Origin of the sequence: Corynebacterium sp. HMSC067D03 (assembly GCF_001811185.1) — a bacterium.
GTDB classification, from domain to species: Bacteria; Actinomycetota; Actinomycetes; order Mycobacteriales; family Mycobacteriaceae; genus Corynebacterium; species Corynebacterium coyleae.
Genome location: NZ_KV803833.1, coordinates 1 through 8,652, shown reverse-complemented (window position 1 = coordinate 8,652; position 8,652 = coordinate 1). Strand labels below are relative to the sequence as shown.

Annotated in this window: 7 protein-coding genes and 3 pseudogenes; 4 read left to right on the top strand and 6 right to left on the bottom strand. The window is 56.6% G+C overall.

Going from position 1 to position 8,652, the window contains the following annotated elements; all coding sequences use genetic code 11:
- A pseudogene (locus HMPREF2785_RS07950) lies at positions 1-905 on the bottom strand (IS256 family transposase); the annotation flags it as partial.
- 755 nt (positions 906-1,660) lie between these two features.
- Here HMPREF2785_RS07950 and HMPREF2785_RS12210 point away from each other — a divergent pair.
- Positions 1,661-2,035, top strand: a pseudogene (locus tag HMPREF2785_RS12210) (IS3 family transposase); the annotation flags it as partial.
- Positions 2,036-2,139: 104 nt separating this feature from the next.
- Here HMPREF2785_RS12210 and HMPREF2785_RS07945 read toward each other — a convergent pair.
- The gene (locus HMPREF2785_RS07945) at positions 2,140-2,433 is read right to left on the bottom strand and encodes an addiction module antidote protein (protein ID WP_070362126.1); all 294 of its coding nucleotides are present in this window, start codon (positions 2,431-2,433) and stop codon (positions 2,140-2,142) included.
- Positions 2,430-2,738: a type II toxin-antitoxin system RelE/ParE family toxin gene (locus HMPREF2785_RS07940; protein WP_070482101.1), complete on the bottom strand. Its 309-nt coding sequence runs from the start codon at positions 2,736-2,738 to the stop codon at positions 2,430-2,432. Before HMPREF2785_RS07940 ends, HMPREF2785_RS07945 begins: the two co-directional genes overlap by 4 nt.
- A 163-nt stretch (positions 2,739-2,901) precedes the next feature.
- Between HMPREF2785_RS07940 and HMPREF2785_RS12280 the strand changes: the two genes are divergently transcribed.
- Positions 2,902-3,033, top strand: coding sequence for a hypothetical protein (locus HMPREF2785_RS12280; RefSeq protein ID WP_256366010.1), 132 nt, complete (start codon positions 2,902-2,904; stop codon positions 3,031-3,033).
- Positions 3,034-3,044: 11 nt separating this feature from the next.
- Here the strand turns inward: HMPREF2785_RS12280 and HMPREF2785_RS07935 are convergent, their stop codons facing one another.
- Positions 3,045-5,210 carry a type ISP restriction/modification enzyme gene (locus HMPREF2785_RS07935; RefSeq protein WP_246821203.1) on the bottom strand — a complete coding sequence of 722 codons (2,166 nt, stop codon included), beginning with the start codon at positions 5,208-5,210 and terminating at the stop codon, positions 3,045-3,047.
- A gap of 421 nt (positions 5,211-5,631) precedes the next feature.
- Positions 5,632-6,750, bottom strand: a pseudogene (locus tag HMPREF2785_RS07930) (IS256 family transposase); the annotation flags it as partial.
- Between the two features lie 230 nt (positions 6,751-6,980).
- Here HMPREF2785_RS07930 and HMPREF2785_RS07925 point away from each other — a divergent pair.
- Both HMPREF2785_RS07925 and HMPREF2785_RS07920 read left to right on the top strand, forming a co-directional pair.
- Entirely contained in the window at positions 6,981-7,793 is an 813-nt protein-coding gene (locus tag HMPREF2785_RS07925) for a class I SAM-dependent methyltransferase (protein ID WP_062614292.1), read from the top strand.
- A gap of 16 nt (positions 7,794-7,809) precedes the next feature.
- On the top strand, positions 7,810-8,148 hold the full coding sequence (locus HMPREF2785_RS07920) for a cupin domain-containing protein (RefSeq protein ID WP_024110836.1): 339 nt from the start codon (positions 7,810-7,812) through the stop codon (positions 8,146-8,148).
- A 151-nt stretch (positions 8,149-8,299) separates the two neighbouring features.
- On the opposite strand, the gene HMPREF2785_RS11605 is transcribed toward HMPREF2785_RS07920, so the two are convergent.
- The gene (locus HMPREF2785_RS11605; protein WP_082661262.1) at positions 8,300-8,515 is read right to left on the bottom strand and encodes a DUF4411 family protein; all 216 of its coding nucleotides are present in this window, start codon (positions 8,513-8,515) and stop codon (positions 8,300-8,302) included.
- Positions 8,516-8,652: the final 137 nt, after the last annotated feature.

Below are 8,652 nucleotides of genomic sequence, written 5' to 3'. Positions count from 1 at the left end.
ACAAGTCAACAACTTCACGGGCTTGCGCCCAGGTTGATTCCTCATCCGGTTGTTGGAAGATCGTCTGGAACATCGCTTAAGACCATCGGCCACTGCATTTTGGGGACTTTCTCGTAGAGGTTTTTGGCAAAGTGGGTGCGGCACCGCTGCCAGGAGGCATCGGGCAGCACTTCGGAAATGGCATGCTGGATGCCTTCGTGGGCATCACTGGTGACAAGGAAGACACCACGAAGTCCGCGGGCTTTGAGGTCTTGGAAGAAGCCTTTCCACGATGCGTTGGATTCCGCAGTGGCGACGTGCATGCCGAGCATTTCCCGGTAGCCATCGGCGTTGACACCGGTGGCAAGCAGCACTGAGCATTTGACCACCCGGCCGCCTTCGCGCACTTTGATCGTCAGTGCGTCGCAGGACAGGTAGGCGTACCCGCCGGGGTCCAGGGGGCGATTTCTGAAGTCTGCGACCATCTCGTCGAGTTCTTCCGACATCCGCGAGACTTGCGATTTCGACAGGTTGGAAATGCCAAGGGTGGCCACCAGATCGTTCATCCTGCGGGTGGAAACCCCTTTGAGGTAGCAGGTGGCGATCACAGTCGATAAGGCTCGTTCTGCTCGTGAGCGTCGCTCTAACAGCCATTCTGGGAAGAACGCTCCGTGGCGCAGCTTCGGCACTGCTACGTCGATCGTGCCGACACGGGTGTCAAGGTCGCGGTGGCGATACCCGTTGCGGTGGTTGACCCGCTCGGTGGAGGCGACGCCGTATTCGGCGCCGCAGACGGTGTCGGCCTGGGCGGAGAGGATTTGGTTGATAAACCCTTGCAGCATCTGGCGCATCAAATCCGGAGAGGCTTGAGCGAGCAGATCATCCAGATAGGTTGTTGGGTCGATAGAATGCGGATCAGCGGTCATCGTCATGTTCCTTTCGGTGAGATGTGGTAGTTGAGTCGAAAGGTTACTGACGATGGCCGCCCCTGCATTTTCCAGGGCCCACCATCAGCAAGCGTTACACCACACTAAGGGACGCAACCTCGTAGGACAGTGTGCGCTTGCTGCGGCCATCGCTGAATCGCTCATCGAACCATCCCGGTGGAAGCTGACGGAACGTCTCTAAACTCAGTGACTCCTCAGCGATGATCTTCTTTGCGCGGGATACTTCTCGTCGTGAACACCCCAATGCATGTGTGACCTGTGCGTAGCTAGCACCTGTTGCGACCGTGTATCTGGTAGCAGTGGCGTGACTTTCCGGTAGCGCTTCAGTGAGTATCGGGTAGCAGCACAGTATTGCGCCTTGTCACGGTCGCGGAACGTAACCTCAGCGCATTCCTCGAACTTCTAGTAGGGATGCAAGAGACAGCCCCTGACCAATACCTCCGTTCTGGTGTGGGGCTATTGGTGTGATTCTCTGTCTACGGGGTGTTGGATTGTTGTTCGGAATATTTCGACACACTGAAGGTCGACGGCGCAAATCACGGTAGCAAAGTGCGCTACCGGATACTCACTCAGGCGCTACCAGATACTCACCACACCGCTACCATTTTCTTCTTCTTAACAAGCACCGTCAAGGCACATCGCGACGATTTGTTTGAAGTTGGCCACAAAGACCGGCTCCTTCCAAGTAGAAGTTGACGCGGCACCATCGAAGTACGGTGCCGCCAACATCAACTATGAAAGAAACCCCCTCGCAGTACCGGGTACGCGGAACACCGGTACCAACTACGCGGACTCGCGGTACCAACTACCCCAAATCGACACCAGCAACGTTCTACCGCTTCCAGGCCCGTGGTTTCGGGCCCACCCCTGCCGAGCTGGATGAGGCTTACACCGCGCACCGGCTCTTTGAGCTGTGGCAGGCCAATCGGCGGGTCTACGGGCGACGAAAACTATGGAAAGCCGCCCACCGAGCAGGCTGGAACATCGGCCGTGACCAGGTGCAACGCCTCATGAATATCCTTGGAATCGCGGGTGTACTCCGGCGCAAGACCACACGCACCACCGTTGCTGATCCCTCCGCCGAGCGTTTCCCGGATCGTATTCAACGGGCCTGGTCGCAGGCTCCGCGATCCACCACTGATCGGCGGATAGAGGCCGGACGGGCTGAGCAGAGGCACGTTTGGTTTATTGGTGATGTGATTCCAGTAGGTATCTAGGCATTTTGTGTAGCGAGAGTTATTTTGAGTCCCAGGGCTTTCATGATTTTCGTGATAGCCGCAAAGGACGGGTTACCGTCTTTTGATAGTGACTTGTAGAGGGATTCACGGTTGAGTTGAGTCTCTTTAGCGAGCTGGCTCATGCCGTGTGCCCTTGCAATGTCACGCAAAACCACCTGAACGGTTTTCGTATCGCCGTCTTCGAGTGCGATAGCCAGGTAATCGTTCACTGCTTCTTGGCTATCGAGATATTTGCTTGCATCGAACGCTGAAAATGTTACTTCCTTCACGACTGTTCCTCCCTTACCTGTTGTGCGAGCTTTTGAGCGGTTCGAATATCTTTATCCTGGCTGGATTTATCTCCTCCGGCCAGCAGGAAAACCGTTATTGCGCCTAGTCGGGTGTAGTACACCCGATAGCCGGGCCCGAAATGAAATCTCATCTCGCTAACCTTCTCGCCAACGGGTTTGATGTCTCCAATCATTCTTCCGTGTGCTTCGCATCGGGCTATTGCATACAAAATGCGTCGCTGAGCATGTTTGTCTTTTAGCTCACCTAACCAGGCGTCAAACAAGCTGCTGGAAATGATCTCCACACGCCCAAGTGTAGCCTAAAAGCTACATGGCTCAAGTGGGGAATACGCCTCTCATGGCTGACTCCTCTTTCGGTTTGAAGATTGGTGATGACGCCAGGAAAGCGTCTAAAGACGCTAAAGACGCATGCAGACTTGAGGGTGCGGTTGATGAGTTGAGGTCGAGGTGGATGACACGTCCGCTATGGCCCGGATCTTCGGTGAGGTGTTCAAGGTCAACCTGGCGGCTGAGGGGCCACCGCACCGCTTTTCGATCATCCGCGATGAAGCCACGCTCTCGAGCCTCAACTGGCAATGAACCGAACGGCGTTATTCTCGCAGCCCCTCCACGATCCGTACCGTCTCCACCGCAACCCGGGTCACCTTGCCAATCAGATCCACGATGTAGCGCGGGTTGCCAACCTCATCGGCCCAATCGTTCGGGTCGTTGACAATCCCAGACGCCTTGTCCTTCTTCACCTGGTAGCGATCAATCAGCCACGCCAACGCGGAACGCGACCCCAGCATGTACTCATCAGCCTCAGCCGGGATACCCGCGATGGTGACCCGCTTGTTGTAAATCAACTTGGTCACGTCGTTGACGTTCTTGTCGGTCTCTGGGTCCTTCTTACGTGCCCACTTCTTCAACACACGCCAGGTCTCCGGGTCGGACTCGTCGCCCTTGACCGCGATATCCAGCGGGTACGGCTGCACATCCTCGTACCCGACGTGCAGGTCCATCAGTTCCTTGCCGGAACGCGCCAACTTGTCGAACTCTTCACGCGAACCCGGCGTTTCAATGTGCGGCAGCATCTTCTTCAAATCCGCCGCATACGCCTCCCGATAGTTCGGATCGTGCAGCTTGCCGTAAACGAAGTGGAAGATGTCGTCACCAGTGACATCGGCATCCAGCGCGTCGCGGTAGAGCGCCTTGATCTCGTCGGTGATGTTGTCCTTGCGCACATAACCCGCAACGACCTCGCCAACCTGGCCATAAATCGAGGACTCGCCTTCGCTTATCGACGCCCCCTCGCCGAACAACCCACCATCCGACGCCTCTACTGGCTCCCAGGTGAAACGTGAGAAGTACTGAGAAGTCGCGAGGGTGTGAAGATCAGGCATGATGTTTGTCGCCAGCGTTCCCAACGGCACGCTATCGCCTGGGCTGGTGGTGACGTACCCGATGTTGTGATGGTGCAGCGTCGGGAACATCGAAGGCAATTGATACTGTCTGTCGATCAATTCTTTCGCGAAATAATTCCGCTGTTTGAAAAACGGGCGGTACAACGATGTGAACACACGGTCCGTATCAACCGCGATCTCGGTTCCGCGGGCTAACTCCTGCCTCAGGTTGACATTCCATGAACCTCGCGTGCTATCCACCAATTCCGGGTGTTGTGTAAACAATGCGTCTACGCCCCGTTTGCTTTCCTCAAACCCTTCGTTTCGCAACAGGTCTTGCGCTTGGCGGTAGTTCGCAACGTGCGTCCCGATGTTTTCTACGAGTTGGGCGGTTGCAGAAGAATACGACCAAGCATCACGGCCAGTTTTTAACCCTGCGGAATAGGCGCCAAAGAACGTCGTGACGGTGTCCTTCTTCTCGCCAATAACCGGCCAGGTCGCAAACTCGTCGCTGCGCTGGTTCAACCAATCTCCATGCTGATTCGGCACAATTGACTGCCAATCAACATTCTCAATCGTCGACGTATTCACGATCGCAAGCTTTTCTTCCGCTGACAGATAGTCCCCAATGTCGCGGTAATGCAGAACGAATCCCGACTTGTTTGGATCTTTGACACAAATCGCTACTGAAATGGGCGTGCGTGAGCCGCCACCGAAGACGTTTCCGGCTTCTTTCTTACGTTCTTCTCCTGAGGTACGGGCATTTCCCCGTAGATTCAGCAAGTAGATGTCTGAATAATCTTCAGCGAGCGATAGGCGGACACCATCACCAGTGTTGGCATCCACCCAACCACCGTTCGACACAAACGCCACAACACCTTGATCCCCAATCCGGTCGGTGGCCCACCGGAACGCGCGCAGATATGAGTCGTACAGGGAGTTCTTATTCGTCGCCGTCGACTTCGCCGCGTACGTCTCCGCGATGCGTGCGTCCAGTGTTGGATACTTCAGGTTCGCGTTGTTATCGTTCGCGCTCGTCTGACCTACTGAGTACGGCGGGCTGCCCACGATGACATTGATCGGGGCCTTCTTCTGACGAACAATGCGCTCGTTGTTGTTCTTAAATACCGCCAGATCCAGGATGTCGCCGTCCTCGTGGATCTGGAAGGTATCGGCAAGCGCAATGCCCTCAAACGGCACATACTCCGGCTCCGGTAGGTCTTCGCGCTGCGCCGTCTCGGCTTGCAACGCGTTAAACGTCGTTTCGATATTCACCGCAGCCACGTAATACGCCAGCAGCATGATCTCGGTCGCGTGCAACTCATTGGCGTACTTGCGGGCCAGATCCTTCGGATCGATCAATCCGGACTGCAACAGGCGAACCATAAACGTGCCAGTGCCCGTAAACGGATCGCACAACTGGTCACGATGGATACAAGACCCCAGTGCGGAGCAGGGCCATCGAACAGCTTCGATACCGGCTATGAACTGGGATTTCCGGCTGCCGCGGACGTTTGGAGATTAGCCTGCTGTACCGCTGAGTATCTGGCACGTCACTACCCGGCTGGCGTCCGTAGAGGGGGTGAACCAGTCGGGATCTCGCGCGCAAGAATAGACGCGGGGTCTCGACAAATGATGCGGGTAGCACCTCAACCTGTAGACGATACCGCTTGCTATTCGTTCTTGCAGGTGGGCCGACGACCATCTGCACTCCTAGTCAACTACAAAGCTTTTAGCAAGTTGGGGGTCAAGTCCCTTGTAGTGGTGTAACGGTGTTTTCCTCTCGTTTGGGGTTTTAGCCTGCGAGTGCGGGCATGTCGGCATCGGTCGTGGTTGTGGGTGTGGTGATCAGGTTGAGGCGGCTCTTGGCTAGGACTTCCAGGCCGAGGTAGCGGCGGCCTTCTGCCCATTCATCGGTTTGCTCGGCCAGGACGGCGCCGACGAGCCGGACAATTGCTTCCCGGTTTGGGAAGATCCCAATCGCATCGGTGCGGCGCCGGATCTCGCGGTTCAGCCGTTCGGTGGGGTTGTTCGACCAGATCTGCTGCCAGACCTCGGTCGGGAAGCTGGTGAACGCGAGAATGTCAGCGCGGGCGGCATCGAGGTGGTCTGCGACGTCGGGGAGTTTCTCGGCGGTGTAGTCCAGTAGCCGGTCGAACTGGGCGTGAACAGCATCGGCGTCAGGCTGGTCATAGACGGAGTGGAGCATGGCCTTGACCGCCGGCCACAAGCTCTTGGGAGTGATGCTCATCAGGTTCGCGGCGTAGTGAGTGCGGCAACGCTGCCAGACGGCACCGGGCAGGTTCGCCGCGATCGCTTCCACGATGCCTTGGTGGGCGTCGGAGGTGACCAGCCGGACCCCGGACAGTCCTCGGGCGACCGGATCGGCGAAAAACTTGTTCCAGGCCGGGCCGGTCTCGCTCGTGGCGACCCGCATCCCTAAGACTTCGCGATGCCCGTCGGCGTTGACCCCGGTCGCGAGCATGACGACCGCGTTGACCAAACGACTTCCCTCGCGAACTTTCATCGTCAACGCGTCGGCGGTCACGAACGTGAACGGCCCAGCATCGCCTAGTGGGCGGTGTCGAAACTCGGCGACGTGCTCGTCCAACTCGGCGGCCATGCGAGAGACCTGGGACTTCGATAGCCGGTCGATTCCCAACGTCTTGACCAACTTGTCCATCCGGCGAGTACTGACTCCAGCGAGATAGCAGTCGGCAACAACAGTGATCAATGCGGACTCGGCGCGCTTGCGACGCTCCAGCAGCCACTCAGGGAAGTAGGTGCCCTGGCGTAGTTTCGGGACCGCGATGTCCAAGGTCCCAACACGGGTATCGAGAGGCCGGTGGCGGTAGCCGTTGCGCTGGGCCCGTCGGTCAGGATCTGGGCGGCTGTACTCGGCACCTGCAACCGCACGCAAACGACGGTTTGGTGGGCGCAAACACCTGGTTCGACCTAGTTTTAGCAAACTTTTTGACTGCAAAACTGTCTAAGGGCTACTGCCGTCGATCATTCGCGCTCAAAGCAAACGCAGCCCGGAATATCTCCATGCCGCGTAGGCAAAAAGTTGACCCAACTAGCCGGTTGCGAGTTTTTTAATTGAATAATTAGGTTCACCTAAGCTAATTCAGGTAGTATTTTGTTGTGTCAAAGAATCCTTCCATTCCGCAAAGTGATCGCTCTACAAAAACCGCCGCCGGGCATTGGGTGCTGGCGCGCGCCGGGAAACGGGTCTTGCGTCCCGGTGGCCTGAAGCTCACCACGCGCATGCTGGATAAAGCAGATATTTCCGGCCGCGAAGTGGTGGAATTCGCCCCAGGTTTGGGGCGAACAGCGAAACTCATAGTCGACCGCGGCGTTTCCTCATATGTAGGAGTCGACCAAGATCCCGATGCCGTCGCAAACGTGCAAGACGTCGTCACCCCGCATGGCGGAAAGGTTATTAACGCGCAAGCCCAGAACACCGGCCTGCCAGACGCCTCGGCTGACGTAGTGATTGGCGAAGCCATGCTGACGATGCAGGGCGAAAAGGGCAAGGACGAGATCGTGGCCGAAGCGTTTCGGCTGCTCGCTCCAGGCGGCTGCTACGCGATCCACGAGCTTGGGCTCACCCCCAACGATATTGACGCCCAGCTTGCCGACAACTTGCGTAAGCAGTTGGCCCAGACGATTCGCGTCAACGCCCGCCCGCTAACAGAAAACGAATGGTGCAAGGTGCTTGAAAACGCTGGCTTTACCATCGAATGGGTTGGTTTCGAGCCGATGGCGTTGCTATCGCCGCGACGCAATCTAGCCGACGAAGGGCTGCTCGGGGTAGCGCGCATTATCAAGAATGTTCTCCGCGACAAGGATCTACGCCAGCGTATTTTGACCATGCGCGCCACGTTCAACGAATACAAAGATCAGCTCACCGGAATCGCGGTCGTTGCCCGCAAACCCAAGACGCAAGAAGACTGAAGAAAGAACACCAGAAATGAGTGACCCCAAACCCCTCCCGACGGCCATGCTCGGCTTCATAGACAACCTCGCCGACCGCATCGAATACGCAGAAAATTCCACCGTCTCAAAGACGCTTATGCAGGCAGAAGGCGTTAACGTCGTGCTGTTCTCTTTCGACAAGGACGAGGAGCTCTCGGAACACACCGCGGCCATGCCCGTAATAGTGCAAGCCCTAGAAGGCGAACTAGAAATCACCGGCGACGGCAAGACCGTCATATTGAAGCCAGGAGGCCTGGTTCACTTCACGACGAGACTCCCCCACGCGGTAAAAGCCCTGACCAGGGCAAAAATGGTGCTCTACATGCTCAAGTAGAGCGGATGGCAGTTCGGGGGCACAGTCTCTCGCGCCCGTCCCTAAATCTATTCACGCGGTTTTCTCACGACTAGTAGGTTCAGAACCTACTAGTCGTGAGAAAAACTTATATTCCCATCTAAGTGCTCAGCATCTCGTTAGGTCTTACTTCCTAATGGAACCGAAGCCCCAGTTTCCGATAGAGATCGAACGGGCCGAAGTAACTCACGTTCATGGCATCACAGGCATCCGGAATCTTAATCTTCCTCTTCGAGTTGGGCGCCGGTTGCTCTGAAGTAACTACAAGACACTTTCTGCTATGGGTTGCGTCCCTTAGTGTGGTGTAACGCTTGCTGATGGTGGGCCCCGGAAATAGTGGGGCGGCCATCGTCAGTAATCTTCGACTCAACTACCACATCTCACCGAAAGGCACGTAACGATGACCGCTGCACCGCATTCTATCGACCCGACAACCTATCTGGATGATCTGCTGGTGGGGTGTCATGATTCCGGTGGACGGTGAAA

Excerpts from the sequence above, each read along its gene's own strand:
- HMPREF2785_RS07920 (WP_024110836.1), top strand. The coding sequence starts at position 7,810 with ATGAGTGACCCCAAACCCCTCCCGACGGCCATGCTCGGCTTCATAGAC.
- HMPREF2785_RS11605 (WP_082661262.1), bottom strand. The coding sequence starts at position 8,515 with ATGGCCGCCCCACTATTTCCGGGGCCCACCATCAGCAAGCGTTACACC.